Source organism: Pantoea sp. EA-12 (assembly GCF_030053355.1).
In the GTDB taxonomy this organism is placed as follows: domain Bacteria; phylum Pseudomonadota; class Gammaproteobacteria; order Enterobacterales; family Enterobacteriaceae; genus Pantoea; species Pantoea vagans_C.
The window spans coordinates 174,626-192,029 of sequence record NZ_JASGBY010000012.1; the positions used below are offsets into that span (position 1 = coordinate 174,626).

Annotated in this window: 21 protein-coding genes; 7 read left to right on the forward strand and 14 right to left on the reverse strand. The window is 54.9% G+C overall.

The features are described from left to right. The first annotated feature begins 3 nt into the window (after window positions 1–3). From QMZ30_RS18250 to QMZ30_RS18260, 3 genes are all read left to right on the forward strand, one after another. Window positions 4–828, forward strand: a complete 825-nt coding sequence (locus QMZ30_RS18250) for a carbohydrate ABC transporter permease (protein WP_058972412.1) — start codon at window positions 4–6, stop codon at window positions 826–828. 3 nt (window positions 829–831) lie between these two features. Then, complete coding sequence (locus QMZ30_RS18255; RefSeq protein WP_283228471.1) at window positions 832–1,899, forward strand: ABC transporter ATP-binding protein; 1,068 nt, start codon at window positions 832–834, stop codon at window positions 1,897–1,899. A gap of 119 nt (window positions 1,900–2,018) precedes the next feature. Then, complete coding sequence (locus QMZ30_RS18260) at window positions 2,019–2,402, forward strand: RidA family protein (protein ID WP_283228472.1); 384 nt, start codon at window positions 2,019–2,021, stop codon at window positions 2,400–2,402. A 35-nt stretch (window positions 2,403–2,437) separates the two neighbouring features. Here QMZ30_RS18260 and QMZ30_RS18265 read toward each other — a convergent pair whose 3' ends face one another. The 11 genes from QMZ30_RS18265 to QMZ30_RS18315 form a co-directional block, all read right to left on the reverse strand. Beyond that, complete coding sequence (locus tag QMZ30_RS18265) at window positions 2,438–2,947, reverse strand: flavin reductase family protein (protein ID WP_283228473.1); 510 nt, start codon at window positions 2,945–2,947, stop codon at window positions 2,438–2,440. Further along, window positions 2,944–3,966 carry an aldo/keto reductase gene (locus QMZ30_RS18270; RefSeq protein ID WP_283228474.1) on the reverse strand — a complete coding sequence of 341 codons (1,023 nt, stop codon included), beginning with the start codon at window positions 3,964–3,966 and terminating at the stop codon, window positions 2,944–2,946. Before QMZ30_RS18270 ends, QMZ30_RS18265 begins: the two co-directional genes overlap by 4 nt. A 33-nt stretch (window positions 3,967–3,999) precedes the next feature. Continuing rightward, the gene (locus QMZ30_RS18275) at window positions 4,000–4,401 is read right to left on the reverse strand and encodes a RidA family protein (RefSeq protein ID WP_058972416.1); all 402 of its coding nucleotides are present in this window, start codon (window positions 4,399–4,401) and stop codon (window positions 4,000–4,002) included. 25 nt (window positions 4,402–4,426) lie between these two features. Further along, a complete protein-coding gene (locus tag QMZ30_RS18280; protein WP_283228475.1) occupies window positions 4,427–5,368 on the reverse strand; it encodes an ABC transporter permease in 942 nt (313 codons plus the stop codon). Beyond that, the gene (locus QMZ30_RS18285) at window positions 5,350–6,447 is read right to left on the reverse strand and encodes an ABC transporter permease (protein WP_283228476.1); all 1,098 of its coding nucleotides are present in this window, start codon (window positions 6,445–6,447) and stop codon (window positions 5,350–5,352) included. Before QMZ30_RS18285 ends, QMZ30_RS18280 begins: the two co-directional genes overlap by 19 nt. After that, window positions 6,440–7,948, reverse strand: coding sequence for an ABC transporter ATP-binding protein (locus QMZ30_RS18290; RefSeq protein ID WP_283228477.1), 1,509 nt, complete (start codon window positions 7,946–7,948; stop codon window positions 6,440–6,442). Before QMZ30_RS18290 ends, QMZ30_RS18285 begins: the two co-directional genes overlap by 8 nt. 3 nt (window positions 7,949–7,951) lie before the next feature. Next, complete coding sequence (locus tag QMZ30_RS18295) at window positions 7,952–8,914, reverse strand: BMP family protein (RefSeq protein ID WP_283228478.1); 963 nt, start codon at window positions 8,912–8,914, stop codon at window positions 7,952–7,954. A gap of 58 nt (window positions 8,915–8,972) precedes the next feature. After that, on the reverse strand, window positions 8,973–10,097 hold the full coding sequence (locus QMZ30_RS18300) for an LLM class flavin-dependent oxidoreductase (RefSeq protein ID WP_283228479.1): 1,125 nt from the start codon (window positions 10,095–10,097) through the stop codon (window positions 8,973–8,975). 16 nt (window positions 10,098–10,113) lie between these two features. Beyond that, a complete protein-coding gene (locus QMZ30_RS18305) occupies window positions 10,114–10,908 on the reverse strand; it encodes an alpha/beta fold hydrolase (RefSeq protein ID WP_283228480.1) in 795 nt (264 codons plus the stop codon). A 239-nt stretch (window positions 10,909–11,147) separates the two neighbouring features. Then, window positions 11,148–12,035 (reverse strand): LysR family transcriptional regulator, encoded by an 888-nt coding sequence (locus QMZ30_RS18310; RefSeq protein WP_283228481.1) that lies wholly within the window; start codon window positions 12,033–12,035, stop codon window positions 11,148–11,150. A gap of 74 nt (window positions 12,036–12,109) precedes the next feature. After that, window positions 12,110–12,568 (reverse strand): Lrp/AsnC family transcriptional regulator, encoded by a 459-nt coding sequence (locus tag QMZ30_RS18315; protein WP_283228482.1) that lies wholly within the window; start codon window positions 12,566–12,568, stop codon window positions 12,110–12,112. 179 nt (window positions 12,569–12,747) lie between these two features. On the opposite strand from QMZ30_RS18315, the gene QMZ30_RS18320 reads away from it, so the two are divergent. Further along, window positions 12,748–13,170 carry a DUF2000 domain-containing protein gene (locus QMZ30_RS18320; protein ID WP_283228483.1) on the forward strand — a complete coding sequence of 141 codons (423 nt, stop codon included), beginning with the start codon at window positions 12,748–12,750 and terminating at the stop codon, window positions 13,168–13,170. Here QMZ30_RS18320 and QMZ30_RS18325 read toward each other — a convergent pair. Next, the gene (locus tag QMZ30_RS18325) at window positions 13,167–14,069 is read right to left on the reverse strand and encodes an AraC family transcriptional regulator (RefSeq protein ID WP_283228484.1); all 903 of its coding nucleotides are present in this window, start codon (window positions 14,067–14,069) and stop codon (window positions 13,167–13,169) included. The genes QMZ30_RS18320 and QMZ30_RS18325 overlap by 4 nt on opposite strands. 99 nt (window positions 14,070–14,168) lie before the next feature. Here QMZ30_RS18325 and QMZ30_RS18330 point away from each other — a divergent pair, with 99 nt between their 5' ends. Next, window positions 14,169–14,915, forward strand: a complete 747-nt coding sequence (locus tag QMZ30_RS18330; RefSeq protein WP_283228485.1) for an SDR family oxidoreductase — start codon at window positions 14,169–14,171, stop codon at window positions 14,913–14,915. A gap of 20 nt (window positions 14,916–14,935) precedes the next feature. Here QMZ30_RS18330 and QMZ30_RS18335 read toward each other — a convergent pair whose 3' ends face one another. Continuing rightward, a complete protein-coding gene (locus QMZ30_RS18335; RefSeq protein ID WP_283228486.1) occupies window positions 14,936–15,538 on the reverse strand; it encodes a helix-turn-helix domain-containing protein in 603 nt (200 codons plus the stop codon). Between the two features lie 43 nt (window positions 15,539–15,581). On the opposite strand from QMZ30_RS18335, the gene QMZ30_RS18340 reads away from it, so the two are divergent. Both QMZ30_RS18340 and QMZ30_RS18345 read left to right on the forward strand, forming a co-directional pair. After that, window positions 15,582–16,277: a B3/B4 domain-containing protein gene (locus QMZ30_RS18340; RefSeq protein WP_283228493.1), complete on the forward strand. Its 696-nt coding sequence runs from the start codon at window positions 15,582–15,584 to the stop codon at window positions 16,275–16,277. A 27-nt stretch (window positions 16,278–16,304) separates the two neighbouring features. Beyond that, window positions 16,305–16,766 carry a GNAT family N-acetyltransferase gene (locus QMZ30_RS18345; RefSeq protein WP_283228487.1) on the forward strand — a complete coding sequence of 154 codons (462 nt, stop codon included), beginning with the start codon at window positions 16,305–16,307 and terminating at the stop codon, window positions 16,764–16,766. Here the strand turns inward: QMZ30_RS18345 and QMZ30_RS18350 are convergent. Then, on the reverse strand, window positions 16,763–17,185 hold the full coding sequence (locus QMZ30_RS18350) for a nucleotide triphosphate diphosphatase NUDT15 (protein ID WP_283228488.1): 423 nt from the start codon (window positions 17,183–17,185) through the stop codon (window positions 16,763–16,765). The two genes, QMZ30_RS18345 and QMZ30_RS18350, sit on opposite strands and share 4 nt — an antisense overlap. Between the last annotated feature and the right edge of the window lie 219 nt (window positions 17,186–17,404).

Sequence of the window (17,404 nt, forward strand, 5' to 3'; positions counted from 1 at the left end):
CCTATGAAATTGTTACCGCTGATCGGACATCGCTTCAGTATCGCGTTGTACTTACTGTTTGCACTGTTCCCGTTGTATTGGATTATCAAAATTTCGGTGACCCCGGATCAGCTGCTGTTTAGCCAGGGCGTCACGTTGTGGCCGAAAGGCTTTACGCTCGGTCATTTCCAGAAAGTGCTGACTGACAGTGATTTCCCGACGTTTTTCAGTAACAGCCTGATCGTCTCTTTTAGCACCGCTTTGCTTACCACCTTGATTGCCACCGGCGCAGGCTACGCGTTCTCACGTTTTCAATTTCGCGGCAAAGTGGTGATGGCGGCACTGTTGCTGTTCACCCAGATGTTCCCGCTGGTGATGATCATTGCACCGATCTATCGCGTGATGGCTCCGCTGGGTCTGACCAACAGTCTGTTGGGGCTGATCCTGATCTACACCGCGTTCAACGTGCCGTTTGCCACCTTTTTGATGCAGTCATTTTTTGATGCTATCCCCAAAGACCTCGAAGAGTCGGCGATGCTGGAGGGCTGTACCCGTTTTCAGGCGCTGTATCGTGTTTTAGTGCCGCTCACACTGCCCGGCATGGCCGCCACGCTGGGATTCGTCTTCACCGCGGCATGGAGCGAGTTGCTGTTCTCGCTAATGCTAATCAACAAAAACGAAGTGATGACTTTCCCGGTGGGACTGCTCAGCTTCGTCTCTAAGTTTGCCGTTTCCTGGGGCGAGATGATGGCAGCAGCGGTGATGGCACTGATTCCCGCCTGTCTGTTCTTTGCCTTTATTCAACGTTATCTGGTTCAGGGTCTCACCGCTGGCGCGGTTAAGGGGTAATACATGGCAGAAATTACACTGGCGCAGATCGACAAACGCTACGGCAATGTTGAAGTGCTGCGCGATATCAACCTGACCATCAACGACGGCGAGTTCGTGGTGCTGGTGGGGCCATCCGGCTGTGGCAAATCAACGCTGCTGCGTACCATCGCCGGATTAGAACTAGCGAGTGGCGGCGATATCCGCATCGGCAAACAGCTGATGAACGATGTTGCGCCCAAGGATCGTGATATCTCGATGGTGTTTCAAAGCTATGCGCTCTATCCGCACCTCACCGTGGCGCGCAATATGGGCTTCAGCCTTGAGATTCAAAAGCGCCCACGCGCAGAGATAGAAGAGAAAGTGAAACGCGCGGCGGACATTCTGAATCTGACGCATCTACTGGATCGTCGACCAAAAGAGCTGTCAGGCGGGCAACGTCAGCGTGTGGCGATGGGCCGTGCCATTGTGCGTCAACCGCAGGTGTTTCTGTTTGATGAGCCTCTTTCCAACCTGGATGCGCAGTTGCGCGGCAAGATGCGCGTGGAGATTAAACGTCTGCACCAGCAGATGAACAACACCATCGTGTATGTCACACACGACCAGGTCGAAGCGATGACGTTAGCGGATCGTATCGTGGTGCTCAATCATGGTGTGATTCAGCAGGTGGGCACACCGTTAGAACTCTACGACACGCCGATCAATAAGTTTGTCGCCAGCTTTATCGGATCGCCTTCCATGAACTTTATCAACGGGGTGGTCAGCTGCGAAGGGGTGCGCATCAGTGATAACACCTGTTTGCCTGCCAATCCTGCGTGGACGGTTCAGCAGGATGGCCGTGAAGTGATTTACGGTATCCGCCCTGAAAACATCGCGCTGGCTGCGGCGGACGCGGCTCACGCCTTACCACTGGAAGTGTCGCTGGTCGAACCCACCGGCTTATCTGAGTTGATTCATGGCACGATTCACGGCCATGACGTAATGCTGTTTACCACTCAGCGTTCCGGTGCTGCACCCGGCGATATTATCCCGGTGCAGATGGATTACTCACGCGCCATGCTGTTTGACGCCGCGTCGCAAAAGCGTTTGTAGTTCTCGCGTGTTGCGATGTGCGCAACACGGTGTTGCCGGGTTACGTTTACCTGTCGTGCCCGGCAGATGGTAGTTTTGATGCTATGGCATTTCGCCACAGTGACAGATAAAGGAACGATATGAGCATCATCAACCCCGCCGGTTTAAAAGCGCGTAGCTATTACAATCACGTTAAAATTCGGCCGGGTACGCCGGTTTTTCCTACCGGCCAGGTCGCCTGGGATGCCGAAGGCAATGTGGTGGGCATCGGTGATATGAAGCAGCAGGTTGAGCAGGTTTATGCCAATATCGATCTGCTTCTGGAGGGGTTGGGTGCGCAACGTGACTGGATTGTGCGCACCACGACTTACGTGACCGATTTAGCGCTGGTGCCTCACATCCATCCGGTACGGCAGCGTTTTTTTGCCGGACTGGAATTGCCCGCCAGTACGCTGTTTCAGATTTCAGCACTGGCAGAACCGGAACTGTTGCTGGAGATTGATGTGGTGATTATGTTGCCGTAGCACCTAATGGGCGGCCTGATGGCCGCCCGCTGCCGCTACAATTCACTCAACTGATGAAACCCGCGATCCAGATACACCAAAGGACGCCCATCGACTTTAGGGTGCATCACTTCCGTCACCTCTCCGAGGAAAATCGCGTGGGTATGCCAGTCGACGGTGTTGGCCACGCGGCACGAAAACGCCACCAGCGCGTCGGCTGCCATCGGTGAACCCTGCGCATCATCCTGCCATTGTCCAGTGGCAAAACGTTCATCACGACGTGCCGAGTTGCTGAAAACATCCACCAGTTCTAACGCTTCTGCCGCCAACACGTTGACGCAAAAATGGCCACTCTTCGCAATCATCTCAAACATCGATGCGCTGCGATTGACGCATACCAACAGCGTTGGCGGTTCCGCACTGACGGAGGTCACTGCCGTGGCAATCATTCCGCCAGGCAAATGATTAAAGCGCGTAGTAATCAGGCAAACGCCAGCGGCGAGCTGGCGCATTCCACCGCGATAGGCATCGGCAACAGAGGGTAAAACCAGAGCGTCTGTCATCATGCACCCTCGCTAAAGGAACGAGCAATCCGCCCTTCAATCGGATGATGAGGATCAACCGGTCCGAGGGTAGAGCTTTTGCCGGGTGAGACTAAGCGATCGCAAAACACCTCATCATCCTCTGTCCAGGGGCAATCCAGCGCAGCAAGGCCATCTTGCCACTGCTCGAAAGTGCGCGGCCCCACTAACGTGCTGGTTACGAGTTGATTGCGCATCACCCATTGCTGGGCGAAATGCGCTGGCTTGCGTCCGGTACGTTCGGCATAGGCTGCCAGCTCACTTGCCACCTGCAAGGATTCCGGTCGCCATTCGGCTTCCATCATGCGGGGATCGGCGCGACCCGCCCGGCTGTTGCTATCCGGAGCAGCGCCAACCGCATACTTACCGGTCAGAATACCGCGGGCTAACGGGCTGTAGCAGACGGCCCCCGCGCCGAAATACGCGGCGGACGGTAACACTTCCACTTCGGCTTCGCGGTTCACCAGGTTATACAGTGGCTGGGTGGCAACCGGCCCGCTGATGCCCGCTTCCCGCGCCAAACGCACGGTCTCCGCTAAGCGCCAGGCTTTGAAATTCGACACCGCAAAGTAACCGATTTTGCCTTCACGAATCAGGTCAGCAAAGGCTAAGACCATCTCCTCCAGCGGTGCAGCGAAATCGGCCTTGTGCATATAGAGCACGTCGATGTAATCCGTGCCGAGCCGCGTTAATGAGCCATGTACTGCTTCGCGAATCCATTTGCGCGACATGCCGCGTTGATTCGGCCCATCGCCCATCGGGTTACCGACTTTGGTTGCCAGCACCCAACTGTCGCGGTCGGTGGCGATCGCCCGGCCGACCACGCGCTCAGAGTCACCCTTGTTATACATATCGGCGGTATCGATAAAGTTGACGCCACTGGCGCGGGCGTCGGCAATGATGCGCTGCGAGGTGGCTTCATCCGTGGCACCACCAAACATCATGGTGCCAAGGCAGATTTCAGAGACCTTCAGCCCACTGCGCCCGAGATAACGGTATTGCATGCAAACATCCTCAGTGCGATTAAAGTCCGCTATTTATTGCGGGATCACGGCGGTAGTGGCGATCTCCACCAAGAACTCTGGGCGTACCATCTCCAGCTTCACGCAGAAACGCGCCGGGAGAATCGTCGGGAAATAGCTCACGTAGATTTCGTTGAATTTGTGGTAATCGTCGAGGTCGCGCAGGAAAATTTGATTCATCACCACGTGATCCATACTGCTGCCTGCTGACTCCAGCACCACTTTGATGCTGTCGAGCACGCGACGGGTTTGTACTTCGATATCACCGATACCCACAAGGCTGCCATCCACCGGATCGGTAGAAAGCATCCCGGCGACGTAAACATGGTTGCCGGCTTTTACGCCCCAGTTGAGGTGGTTAAGCCCTGTGGCGGTTTTACCGATAATCCAGCCTTCCGGATTGATTGCCTGATTCATCTTTTTCTCCTGATTATTGAAATGATTAACTTCTGGAACCACGTAAGAAAGGCCGCCCGAGATCAGCAGGCGCTGCGCCTGCTTTACCCATCATCACCCAGGCAATCAGCGCCACGGCAAACGGCATCGCCATCAGCAGTGATGGCGCGATATTCACGCCGATGTACTGCCCCTGGAACTGCAAGGCTTCGAGCAGGCCAAGTACAATAGCCACTAACAGCACTCGCAGCGGCATCCAGCGCGCAAAGATCGTGATTGCAATCGCCAGATAGCCACGCCCGGCCGTCATGTTGTCAACGAAGGTGCCACCCGAGGCCACGATGCACAGATAGGCTCCGCCTAATCCGGCCATCACGCCGGTGAACAAGGTGGCGCTAAAGCGGATAGTTAGCACGGAGTGACCGGCTGCATCGGCGGCCATGGCGTTCTCACCCACGGCTCGGATCAATAAGCCCGCACGGGTAAAGCGCAACAGTGCCCAGAGCGCCACCGCGACCAGTACCGCGATGTAAAATACCGGGCTTTGAGAAAACAGTGCGCGACCCACCACCGGTAAATCTGACAGCCCCGGCAACTTCATCATGGAAACAGCCCGCATCGATCCCGCTGGTGGCGCACCACTCAGCCACAGCTGACGCATCAACGAAGTCACGCCAATGGCGAACAGGTTAAAACCAATGCCCATTACAATCTGATTGGCGCGCGCCAGCACCGTGCCCAGTGCCAGCAGCAGTGCTGCCAGACAGCCCCCTAACATGCCGATCAGTAGCGCGATGATCGGTGAACCGCTGAACATTAATCCCAGTGCGGAAGATGCCGCCCCGAACAACATCAAACCTTCCAGTCCGATGGTGAAAACCCCTGCGCGCTCAGAAATAGTTTCGCCCAACGCGGCCAGTAATACCGGCACACACAGGCGCAATCCCCCTGCTAAAAACAGCGCCAGGGTTACAGTGTTGAATTCCATACCGGCCTCCCTTTCACCAGCATCACGCCGCTCAATACCGCCAGAATCAAAATCGGCATGCCGCCCAGCACATCAGCCAGTGCTGCCGGAATCGAGAAGGTGCTCTGCAATGCCAGCGCTGCGCTATTGATTGCGCCAAAATAGAACGAGACGATTACTGCGCCAAACGGCTGTAGCCCAGCCAAAAACGACACCGCTAATCCTTCGAACCCCAACCCAGAGGAAAAGCCGTCAATCAGTCGATACTGCACGCCCAGCACTTCAAAGGTGCCAGCCAGCCCACTGACCGCGCCGGAAATCGCCATGCTGGTCAGCACAGTTTTCGTCGCCGATTGGCCCTGCAACCGGACAAAACGGGGACTTTGTCCGCTGGCACGTAACCGAAGACCAAACGCGGTGTGGTTCAGCATCACCCATACGGCCAAGGCAATCAGCAGTGCCAGAAATACCCCAGCGTGCAGACGCGTGCCTTCAATCACCTGCTGGAATACGCCATCCGCAGGAATCTGTGCAGACATATTGAAATTAGAACCCACAGGACGCATCGGCCCTTGCACCAGATATTTCAGCGTGTAGATGGCGATAAAGTTCATCATTAGCGTCACGATGATTTCATCTACGCCGCGCCACAGTTTCAGTAAGGCTGGAATTGCGCCCCATATTGCCCCGCACAGCGCACCACTCAGAATGGCCAGCGGCAACAGCAAAGGACCGACATCGCCAAATGCCAAAAACGGCAACATGGCACCAATAGCCCCCATTTGCAGTTGCCCCTCGCCACCGAGATTGAACATCCCGCCGCGGATGGCAATCAGTGCGCCAAGCGCCACTAACAGACGCGGCGTCATAAATACCAGCGTATCGGAGAGCGCACGCACCGAACCCAATGCGCCCTCAAAGGCGGTGCTGATCGCGGCTTGCAGCGGCACGCCAAGCGCGGCGATCAGCGCCAGACCGAGGATCAGCGATCCGATAAAGGCGGTGAGCGTGACCCATAGCGAACGCGATGCGCTGAGCTGGGTTAGCCAGCGACGGAAACCCGCGCGGGTTTCCGTCAGTGTGGCCATAGATTCAGACATGTACTCCTCCTGCAGCCTTTACTGGCTCGCTGCGACCAGAAGTCATCAGCGTGCCAATGCGTTCAATGTTCATGGCCTCGCCGGTGACTTCACCGGTAATGCGCCCCCCGTTCATCACCACGATGCGATCGGACACACGAATCAGTTCTTCGATGTTGGAAGAGATGATTAAAACCGTGGTACCTGCGTCCGCAGCCTCTGCCAGTCGCATCAGCACGGCTTCAGCCGCTGCGATATCCAGCCCGCGCGTCGGCTGATAGACCACGATGATCGAGGCCGACTGCGCCATGGCCCGTGCCACCACAATTTTCTGTTGATTACCGCCTGACAATGAACGCGCCGGACTGGCGTGAGAGTGGGTGCGAATATCGGATTGGTCGATCATCTCGTTGGCACGAACGGCAATCGCCGCGTGATTGAGCAAACCAAAACGGCGATACGCACCCTGCATAATGTCGGGATACAGCAGGTTATGTGACACCGGCAGATCCAGCGATAAACCTTCGTGATGACGGTCCTGCGGTACCAGTGCCAACGTGATTTCCGCATGGCTACGTTGGACCTCACCGCTCTCTGGCTGCTGCTCTCCCGCCAACACGGCAAACAACTCGCTCTGCCCATTGCCTTCAACGCCCGCGACGCCAATCACTTCGCCTGCATTTAGCGTCAGGTTGATATCCTGCAAGCCGGGAGAGCCGTTGCCTGGCCGCTGATGGACTGACAACAACTGCAGTTGCGCTTCGCCCGCCGTACGCTGTGCCCCGAGCCGCGTACTGCTGCTGACTGCACGGCCAACAATCATCTCTACTAATTGCGCTGCCGAACTGTCTGCTGTCAGCCCACTACCGCTGTTTTTACCCCTGCGTAAGATGGTGTAACGGTCGGCATTGGTCAGTACCTCATCCACGTTATGGGTGACCACTGCCACGGCGGTCCCTTTATCACTAATACGGCGCAGCGTGACGTAGAGATCGCGGATCTCCGAGGGTGTGAGAATGGTGGACGGCTCATCCAGCAGCAGCACTCGGGTGTCGTTTACCAGCGCCTTGAGGATCTCGACCCGCTGCTGCAACGCCAGCGGCAAGTGACCGACGATGGCAGCCGGATCGAGTTCAACGCCGTATCGCTGCATAAAGGCACGAACATCATCGTGACGGCGTAACTTTTTTCGTTGTTCACCGCGCGCCACCAGCGTCAGGTTTTCGGCGACAGTAAAAGGTGCCACCAGTTTGAAATGCTGATGCACCATCCCGATACCATTGGCAATAGCATCGGCGGGCCGGCGATGGATCACTTGTCGCCCGCCCATCAGCACGCCGCCCTCACTTGGTTCGTGCACGCCATACAGAATGTTCATTAAGGTGGATTTACCCGCCCCGTTCTCACCCAACAACGCGTGAATTTCTCCGGGATAGAGTGACAAAGAGACCTTTTCCAGCGCCACGAAACCGTTCGGGTAACGCTTCGAGACATGGTCGAGTTCAATGAGCGGGTCAGTCATCGGTTACTCCTCAATCTTGACCTTGCCGGACTTGAGGTCAGCAATGACCTGGAACACTTTGTCCTGCACCGATTTATCAACATGGGCAAACGGCGTCGACAAAGTCCAACCTTGCGTAGACAGATTTTCCGTGATGATACGATTGCCTAACTGGTGATCGGCATAGTGCTTGCCGATGTCCGCGTAGGATTTATCAAAGTTCATCACCGTGGAGGTCATGATAGAGTTCGGGAAGGATTTAGATTGGTCGGTATAAGAACCGATGGTCAGCACGCCCTCTTCATCCGCTGCCTGTTGAATGCCCGCATCGGCGGTATCGGCAGACGGGATAACAAAATCAGCACCGCGCGCAATCGCCCCGGTGGCAATCTCTTTGGCGCGCGCCACATCAGTAAACGAGCCGACATAAGCGGAATCAACCTGCACTTTCGGGTTCACATAGGCCGCGCCTTTCTTAATAAACTGCACGGTACGCTCAGCGGAAGGAATCGGCTCACCGCTGATCACCGCGATATGGCCAGTTTTGCTGGCGCTGGCCGCCAGCGCGCCAAGTACGAACCCGTATTCGTCCCAGTCCACAGACCATGCAGAGTAGTTCGGCAGGTTAGCGGTAGAACCTTCATAGGAGTAGAGCACGAACTGGGTATTCGGGAATGATGGTGCCACTTCTTTAATCGCGGCCGAATAGCCGGAAGAGTGGGCAATAATCAGTTTCACGCCATCAGAAGCGAGTTGGCGCAGCACCGAAGGCGCAGCTTCATAGGTGGTGTGCTCCAGATAACTTGGTGCAAAACCCTCTTTGTTTGCCATGGATTTGAAAGCCGCATAGCCCGCCATATCCCATGAGCCCTGCGTCACCGTTTGGGTGAATAACGCCGCCACACGCGGTTTGCTTTCGTCTGCCTGAACAGTGTTGCTGGCGAATACCGCCGCCACCGCTAACGCTACCATCATCTTTATTTTCATCGTTCGACTCCCGGCAAAGTAATTAAGGTTGATTACAGAAGCGCTTTTGACAGCGCTATTAGGATGCGTTTAATGATTTTTGATACGCTCGCGCATGGGTGTTCACGCCGTGATGCTCCAGCACTTCCAGCACCTCAGTGCCGACGATGCGCAGGTCATCGATAAAGTCCGGCACAATCACGGTGACGCCATCCAGCTGTGCGCCTTTAACGATCGCCGCCAGCTTGTTACCGATGGTTTCAGCCGACCCCACCAGCGCCGCGCGCGTCATGGAATTGCGCTGCTCACCCTGTGAAACAAAGCGTTGCGCCATGGTGTTTTGTTTAAAGCTCTTATCACCGGAGTATTCGCGGGTCTGATTGTCCAGCGCGATGGTGTCAACGCCTGCGTCATACAACGCCACGCGTTCACTCGCTTCAGCATCCGTTGCGCCCGGCACGATGGTGAATAAGCCGTAGGTTTTGAAATCGGGTTTACCCTGTTGCATCGCCAGCTCTTTGGCGCGCAGCCCGGTTTTAATGAAGTCATCATGATCTGAACCGAGCATAAAGCTGCCGGTGCAGTGCTCCATGGTGAACAGGAAGCCGCGGTCCGAGGCACCCGCACAGATGATGGGTGGAGCAGACTTAGGTTTCGGATTCGACATGCAGTCCGTGAGCTGATAGTGCTTGCCCTGATGATCAACCCGATCTTCACTCCACAAGCGTTTCAGCACCGTCAACCACTCGGCGGCCAGCTCGTAACGTTCGGCGTGATCGAGATCCATCCACAATCCCATCTGGCCCTGATCGGTAGGATTCGAACCGGAAACGATGTTGAGGCCAAACCGTCCGTTGGAGATCTGATCCAGCACCGCGGTCATTTTCGCCACCACCGCCGGGTGAAACACCATGGTGTGCACCGTGCCCCAGACGCCGATGCGGCTGGTGGCCTCGGCCAGGCCCGCCATGGTAGTCAGGCTTTCTAACGTGACATCCCAGTGACGTGATGGACCGCCGTAGCCGCGCCATTTCGCCATCGACAGCGCGAAATCGAATCCGAGCTGTTCCGCCAGAATCGTCACCTGTTTGTTGTAGTCATAGGTTGCTGGCAACTGAGGACTGGTCGTGGAGGTGATCCAGCCGCCATTACCTACCGGCAAAAACACACCGAACTCGACATTGCGATTTTCACAACTGCTCATCAAGACGCTCCTTAATTCATGACGCTGACGCGTGAATGCCCGCGATAAACTCGCGTGTGATTTGGTTAAACAGACCGGTTTCGGTCTCTGAGAAGCTATGGCCACCTTGCGGCACGATTTTCAGTTCGGCGTGAGGAATATGTTCCACCAGCAAGCGCGACTGATAAGGCGGCGTCAGGATGTCGTCCTGCGCGCACAGCACCAGCGTGGGTGTTTGAATATCGGCCAGAAGCTCAGTGGCATCGTGCGCCATGATGGCGTCAATGCGGCTAAGTACGACTTCGCGAGCCGGGAAGCGCGTGGCCGAAGCCAGCAAGGCTGGCGACAGCGTGGCGGCATGGTTTTTAATGTGCTCTGGCGGATACAAGAACAGCGCACTGCCGTGCACATACTCTTCTATTGTGCTGCCGAGCAGCAGCGCACGGCGCATGCGGAAGCACCAGTTAAAATGCATATCAGATTTCGCCCAACTGGCGTACTGCACCATGCCTGCGAGCAAGTCCGGATGATGTGCTGCTAGCAACTGGCCAATTGCACCACCGGTTGAATGCCCAATCAGCACCGGGCGCGCTAACTTCAGTTCCGCTATCAGCGCCACTAAATCTTCCACCAGGGTAGCAATGCTGTAAGGTCCGGCTGGATGGTCTGAACTGCCAGCGCCGCGTTGATCGTAAGTCACCACGGTATAGTCCTGTTTAAAAGCCTTGACCTGTGGCTGCCAGTACGCGGCCGTGCCTCCTAATCCGGAGACAAAAATAATTGCCGGACCCGTTCCTTCAATTTCGTAATGCGTTCGAATTCCGTTAGTCATTATGTCCGGCATGGCTTTCCCCTTGTTGGCGTAAACATTTCAGGTTCTATTTGAAAATCTTCGATGGGCAATAAATACCATGCGTATTGCTATTACCTGTAATATCGAATGCAGCACACCGTGTTGCCGCTATTAGAACACCTGAAGCGCGTGAAATAACCCGGTCAATTTCCTCACTTTTTATTTCACCAATAAGGGAAAGTTATTATGAAAGAGGTGGTTAAGGCTGCTAAATATCGTTAGTTAAATTCCCGGCAAACATGCTTAAGGAACTGATGCGCGGCAAAAGAGAGGGTGCGATCGCGATGGACGCATATTTCAATGTTGGCCGATTCCATCGCGTCATTATCAATCGGGATAGCACGCAACATATTCTGCTCAATCTCTCGCGCGGCAATCTGTTTGGGCCCGATGGTCAATGTGCGCCCCGCTATCGCCATAGCTTTGGTGAGTTCCAGGTTGTTGGTATTGACAATAGACTGCGGATGCAGATGCAAACTGCGCGTGACCCGGTCAAAGGTTTGCCGCATGCCAAAACTGGAAACCGGCAAGGCGATGGGATAAAAGCAGATATCTTCCAACGTGAGAGAAGCGTGTTGGGCCAACGGATGTTGCGGCGAGACCAGGCACTGAATTGGTGCAGGACAGCGCTTAATCACTTCTATTCCAGGGCGGTCGCCCATATTGAACACAATGCCAATATCAATCTCGTCACGAATAATCGCCTCAATGGTACGATCGGATGACTCGCTGTTGATTGAGAACTGTATCGCCGGGTAGTGTTCATTAAAATCGGTCATGATGCGCGGCAAAATCGCCTGCACCACCGCTTCAATCACCCATATTTTCACTTCCCCTTCACGCAGCCCTTTTAAATTCTTGATGGATTCATGGATGCGATCGAGGTCACGGCACATCTTGCGCGTAAAGCGCTCCAGCATCATACCTGCGGGCGTCAAGCGAATGCCGGTGTTGGTTCGCTCAAGCAACATCACGCCCAGCGTGTGTTCCAGCAAGGCTATCTGCCGACTGATCGCTGAAGGCGCAACGTGCATTCGGTCTGCCGCACGCCGGATCGAGCCGGTAGCGGCCACTTCATTGAAGTATTTGTAGGTGTTGAGGTTCACGGACATCTCCAGCAAAGGACGGCATTTAATGCTGGAGAGGATGCAAGAGTTATTCCATTCGATGGGGGTATGGTTTACAACGGCAAACCCTTCATCCCTTTCACTTCTTTTAACACAAACATGCTCTGCATCTCTTTAATACCCGGTAAGCGGCGAATCACTGACATAGCAAATTCCGCGTAAGCATCCATATCCGCAGAAACCACCTGTAATAAGAAATCGGCATCACCACCGATGCTATAGCAAGAAACCACATTGTCGAGCGCGGTGACCTCTGCTTCAAACTTCCGCGCTTCGGCTTCACTGTGGCTGTCGATGGTGACTCGCACAAAGACCATCACATTCAGGCCAATCTTGCGACGATTGAGGACAGCACGATACCCCTGGATAACCTGATCCTCTTCCAGCTTACGGACTTTACGCCAGGTGGGTGATGCAGAGAGACCAATGGTATCGGCGAGTTGTTGATTGGTAATGCGCGCATCCTGCTGCAGGAGTTCGAGAATGTTGATATCAGTCTTGCTGAGGCTCATTGAAGGATAGTCCTTTCCTGTAATAGATGATTAAGGAACGATTTATCCCTAATTGGAGGTTTTTGCAATGGCTTTCGCAAGCACTTTTCTCTTCGGCTAAAGCATAATTTTTATCAGCCTAAACGGGCGTTCCAAGGATCGCACGCTGCGAATAACTCAACATCTCAAGGAGTGAACAAATGCAATTCGATGCAAACCATCACCGCTGTACCATTGTTATCGACAACCAATTGCCCGCCGGGCTGGCGATGAATGCTGCCAGCGTGATTGGTATCAGTTTTGGCAAGTTAATCGATAATTTGGTCGGGCCAGACCAGCAAAGCGGTGACGGAGTGAATTACCCAGGCGTGATTTATGCGCCTCTGCCGGTTTTGCTGGCGGAGGGAAACACCTTGCGCGAGCTACAAAAAACCAGCTGCGCGGACGAGGAAATCTTTGCCATGCCCTTCAGCGCACTGGCTCAATCCTGCAAAACCTATGATGAGTACGGCGAGCGTATTGCCAGCGCTCACAGTGAAAATATTGAACTGGTGGCCATCGGCCTGATTGGGCCGAAGAAGAAAATTACCCGCCTGACGGGCAATCTTAAACTCTACCGCTAAACCGCCTGTTGAGCGGCAAATCCTGCGGGGGGTTGGCCCACGTATCGGGTAAACGCCACGCTAAAGGCGCTGGCCGAACGATATCCCACGCGTTCAGCCACATCCGCCACGGCCATGTTTTTACCGCGCAGCAAGTTTTTAGCCAGCGCCATGCGCCAGGTGAGCAGATACATCATCGGCGCGACGCCCACCGCTTCACGAAAGCGGACAAAGAAAGCAGAGCGTGATAGCGCGGCGGTTTTCGCCAGTTGGGCAACCGTCCAGGCGTGCGCCGGATTGGCGTGCATTTCGCGGATAGCCGATGCCAGGCGTTCATCCGCTAAGCCACGCATCACGCCAGGGCAGGCGTTGCAGAGTGGCATCGAGCGCAGCGCCTCTATCAATAACAACTCCAGCAGTCGCTCTAACACCACATGCCGTGCTGGGCGCTGGGCGCGGCACTCATCCATCACCAGTTGCACCAGGGTGGCGAGACGCGATTCACCACGAATATGCATAAACTGAGGCAGCAAAGAGACGATCAAACCCGCATCGGGCGCAGCAAACTGGCAATAGCCAATCAGCGTTTGCACTTCTGCTGGTTGCTGCCGATCGCCGATCCAGAACTCCCCTGGGCCGAGCATCTCTGGCAACGTTTCTGGTGCATCGATATCCGGCGGTTCGGCGCTGGTCATGCAAAATTCCCACGCGGCGGGGATCAAAACAAAATCGCCCTGCTCCAGCGCAATCGGATCGTGCCCTTTCATCTTTAACTGACTGCGGCCTTCCAGCACCAGGCAATAAAACGGCTGCCCGGTTTCACTGCGCTGCACACGCCAGCGGCCATTAGCGCGCGCACGTTTTGAATAGGCGGCCTGCGGTTGCAGCAGCGACACCTTCTCTGCCAGGGGATCAATCATTATGGACTCCTGCGAATGAATAATGGACTTTGCGTTGTAGTGAGTCCATATCGCTGACTCTATAGTGAGCATCTACCCAATGCAATGCAGGAGTGAAAGATGAAAACCATTCTAATCACCGGCTGTTCTTCTGGCTTTGGTCACGCAACGGCGCTCTATTTTCTCGAGCGCGGCTGGAAGGTGATCGCGACCATGCGCAATCCGCGCCCTGAGCTTTTCCCTGTGTCTGATCATCTGCGCCTGTTGCCCTTGGATGTCAGCAACGCCGACAGCATCAAACACGCCATTGCCGAGGCCGGAGACATTGACGTGCTGGTGAATAACGCAGGGATTGGCGTGCTGAGCGCGCTGGAAGGCACGCCAATGTCAACAGTACGCGAGGTGTTTGAGACTAACACTCTCGGCACTATTGCCATGACGCAGGCTGTGCTGCCGCAGTTTCGCGCCAAGCGTGGCGGCACAGTGATCAATGTGACATCGACGGTGACGCTGAAATCACTGCCGCTGCTGGCGGTGTATACCGGCAGTAAGGCTGCCGTGAATGCCTTTACCGAGTCGCTGGCGCTGGAGTTACAGCCCTTCAACGTCAATGTCCGGCTGGTGTTGCCGGGCCTCGCCCCCACCACCGATTTCGGCAAAAACGCCATGTCACGAATGGAGGAGACCTTCCTCGAAGCCTATCAACCGATGCTGGAGGGCATCATGGCAGGGATGCATCAACCCCAGCCCACCACTAAAGCCGAAGATGTTGCCGAGGCGGTGTGGCGCGCAGCCACCGATCCACACGCGCCGATGCGCATTCCGGCTGGCGAAGATGCGGTGGCCGTCGCGAATGAAGTCAGGTAGTTGCTGTTTGAGGACCGCTATCAGCCATGGATTTCAGCAACCGCCATGGTAAATACTAGCGGTGTATCACCAAGGTTGGCGTAAGTATGGGGTGCTTCGGTTTTAGCCACCGCGGCATTTCCACACCGCACCTGCAATACTCGGTCATCAAGCGTCAAAGTCAGAGTACCATGTGCAACATGCAGTAATTCGTAGGTGCGCTGTGGATGCCCCGGCGATGCAAAGTGCTCACCGGGTTGCATTTCCCAGTGCCATAGCTCAATCATGTCAGGCCCTGTGGTACCCGCCAGCATACGCGCTTGCCCGCCTTTTTCTCCTTGCCACAGTATCGGCATATCATTTGCCTCAATGACATGTGCCAGAGGATCGTCAGAGACATTGACAATATCCGCTACGGATAAACCCAGCGCTGCTGCCACTTTGCAAAGAATCGCGATACTGGGATTGGCAGTCCCTTTTTCAATGTCCACCAGCATGCCTTTGCTGACGTTTGATCGGCGCGACAACTCATCCAGAGATAACTTCTGCTGTTTACGATAGGTCTTCACACTGAGTGAAACGGCGGCACTCACATGGTCGATGTCGGAACCTGCTTCGGTCGTTTTATTGACTTTTGTCTTCATCGGTCACTATTATGGTCTAAATTGGTCATTAAAGGATTATGTGATGTTCACCTTCCAGCCGTCAATCGATCCCTCAGTTTCTACACTAGCGCCTGACTTCTGCGCACTGAGCATTTTTGTGCAAGCTGCACCAGCCGTTAACCCACAAATCGGTGCGCTAACCTTACATCATGCCTGTGAACAGATGCTGAAAGATGACTTCCCATGGGCTGAGGAACACCTTCAGCAGTGGGCCGAACTTTTTAAACGTTTTGGCGCTAAACCTAAACGTACACCTTGCTCAGCAGATGCTCTGCGGAAGCGGGTTCAGCGCGAGGGTGTCATGGCTGCCATCGATCCGATTGTCGATCTCTACAATGCAGTGAGCATTCGTTTTGCCATCCCGGTTGGTGGTGAACATGTAGCGGCTTATGTGGGTCAGCCACATTTAACACGTGCTGATGGCACCGAAAACTTCGATGTATTTAAAGAAGGCGTTTTAAGCCATGAATCACCTGAACCAGGTGAGGTGATTTGGCGAGATGATGTAGGCGTGACGTGTCGCCGCTGGAACTGGCGTCAAGGCGTACGAACCCGGCTCAGCCTGGGTCAATCACAAATGTGGTTTATTCTGGAAAGATTACCGGCTATGCCACTGGAAGCACTACATCAAGCGGGCGATATGCTGGAGCAAGGCATTCAGCAGATAATGCCAGGTGCAACCATTACGCGGACCCTGCTTGGCAATGACGACCGCTAACTGCGACCATTTACTTGGGGATCATCAATGCACATTCACAGACTGGCGCCACAATCTCCGTTACTGAATGCCGTTACACAATTACTGCACAATGAATGGTCAGACCTGGCGAACTGGAAAGATGCCGAGGTGATTCGTCAGCGTTTAAACTTACGCAATGCCGCTGATGCCCAAACTCTCACCTTGGTCGCCACCAGCACTGAAGGTGAACTGATGGTCACCGCCAGTATCATCCATTACGAATTAGATGATCACGCCGAGCGTGAGTTTTGGTTGGGCGAGCTGATAACGGCGCGAGACCATCGCGGCAAAAGACTCGGGAGTGCCTTAGTCACACGATTAATTGCTGAAGCGCGCACAAGATCGATCCCCGCACTCTGGTTGTATACGCCGGACCAACAGGCACTTTATCGCCGCTTTGGCTGGCAGGATGTTGAGCAGCGGGAGATCTCAGGGGAAACAGTGACCATCATGGCCATCGCGCTTTAAGACGCTTGTGCCAGTTGTTGCAGTGCCTCTAGCCCGTCACGCGCAATCCAGGTACGCAGTGGCGCGAACAGCGGTTGCGGCAGATTTTCCGGGGCAAACCACTGCCAGCCTTCACATTTTTCCGGCTCAAGGGTCTGCGGTTCGCTTAGTGGATTATGCGCCACCAACAGCAGCGTGATGTAGTGCTTATTGACCTCGGGGAAGACATCGCTGACAAACGCGCCGTTGTTTAACGCACCCAAGACCAAACCGGTCTCTTCCAGTACTTCCCGTCGCGCACAGTCGTCCGGCGATTCACCAAACTCCAGATGCCCGCCGGGGGCTGACCAGTCTCCCGATCCGTGGCTGCCTTTGCGACGCCCCAGCAGTAATTTACCCTCGCGGAAAATCAACACACCCACTCCTACCTGCGGTGACATAACGGCTCCTGATTTTTAATGGTTAAAGTTGATAATAAGTATTTTAAAGAAGTGCGCATAAATGCGCACTCTACGTAAAATGTGCATCATCTCTATAGCATCGCCATTAACGGCGCAGTAGAAGCGTTACGACCTCAGACATTGTGCCCTTTTTGACAACCCGCACTGAAGCTAATGAGCAGGCTGGGGCCGCACCGGGGCAGGCATCCGCAGCGCTGA